The sequence below is a fragment of the Enterobacter sp. HMSC16D10 genome (assembly GCF_001807145.1).
GTDB lineage: Bacteria > Pseudomonadota > Gammaproteobacteria > Enterobacterales > Enterobacteriaceae > Enterobacter > Enterobacter roggenkampii.
Map to the genome: position 1 here is coordinate 1 of NZ_KV787908.1, position 1,595 is coordinate 1,595.

Consider the following 1,595-nt stretch of genomic DNA (forward strand, 5'->3'; position numbering starts at 1 on the left):
TCCGCCTACATGCTTAAACCGGGACAACCGTCGCCCGGCTAACATAGCCTTCTCCGTCCCCCCTTCGCAGTAACACCAAGTACAGGAATATTAACCTGTTTCCCATCGACTACGCCTTTCGGCCTCGCCTTAGGGGTCGACTCACCCTGCCCCGATTAACGTTGGACAGGAACCCTTGGTCTTCCGGCGAGCGGGCTTTTCACCCGCTTTATCGTTACTTATGTCAGCATTCGCACTTCTGATACCTCCAGCATGCCTCACAGCACACCTTCAACGGCTTACAGAACGCTCCCCTACCCAACAACGCATAAGCGTCGCTGCCGCAGCTTCGGTGCATGGTTTAGCCCCGTTACATCTTCCGCGCAGGCCGACTCGACCAGTGAGCTATTACGCTTTCTTTAAATGATGGCTGCTTCTAAGCCAACATCCTGGCTGTCTGTGCCTTCCCACATCGTTTCCCACTTAACCATGACTTTGGGACCTTAGCTGGCGGTCTGGGTTGTTTCCCTCTTCACGACGGACGTTAGCACCCGCCGTGTGTCTCCCGTGATAACATTCTTCGGTATTCGTAGTTTGCATCGGGTTGGTAAGCCGGGATGGCCCCCTAGCCGAAACAGTGCTCTACCCCCGAAGATGAGTTCACGAGGCGCTACCTAAATAGCTTTCGGGGAGAACCAGCTATCTCCCGGTTTGATTGGCCTTTCACCCCCAGCCACAAGTCATCCGCTAATTTTTCAACATTAGTCGGTTCGGTCCTTCCAGTTAGTGTTACCCAACCTTCAACCTGCCCATGGCTAGATCACCGGGTTTCGGGTCTATACCCTGCAACTTAACGCCCAGTTAAGACTCGGTTTCCCTTCGGCTCCCCTATACGGTTAACCTTGCTACAGAATATAAGTCGCTGACCCATTATACAAAAGGTACGCAGTCACACCACGAAGGTGCTCCCACTGCTTGTACGTACACGGTTTCAGGTTCTTTTTCACTCCCCTCGCCGGGGTTCTTTTCGCCTTCCCCTCACGGTACTGGTTCACTATCGGTCAGTCAGGAGTATTTAGCCTTGGAGGATGGTCCCCCCATATTCAGACAGGATACCACGTGTCCCGCCCTACTCTTCGAGTTCACAACCTGTGCATTTTCGTGTACGGGACTGTCACCCTGTACCGTGCGACTTTCCAGACGCTTCCACTAACACACAAGCTGATTCAGACTCTGGGCTGCTCCCCGTTCGCTCGCCGCTACTGGGGGAATCTCGGTTGATTTCTTTTCCTCGGGGTACTTAGATGTTTCAGTTCCCCCGGTTCGCCTCGTTAACCTATGTATTCAGTTAACGATAGTGTGTCGGAACACACTGGGTTTCCCCATTCGGACATCGCCGGGTCAAAGGTTCATATCACCTCGCCGGCGCTTTTCGCAGATTAGCACGTCCTTCATCGCCTCTGACTGCCAGGGCATCCACCGTGTACGCTTAGTCGCTTAACCTCACAACCCGAAGATGTTTCACTTCTGATTGCGAAAATTTGAGAGACTCGAACACACCATTTAAGATGTGTCGTTTCAATTTTCAGCTTGATCCAGATTTTTAAAGAGCAAAA

Annotated in this window: 1 rRNA gene; it reads right to left on the reverse strand. The window is 52.4% G+C overall.

The window, feature by feature from the left end:
- Positions 1-1,482 (reverse strand): 23S ribosomal RNA (locus HMPREF3143_RS21625); the annotation flags it as partial.
- Positions 1,483-1,595 lie beyond the last annotated feature (113 nt).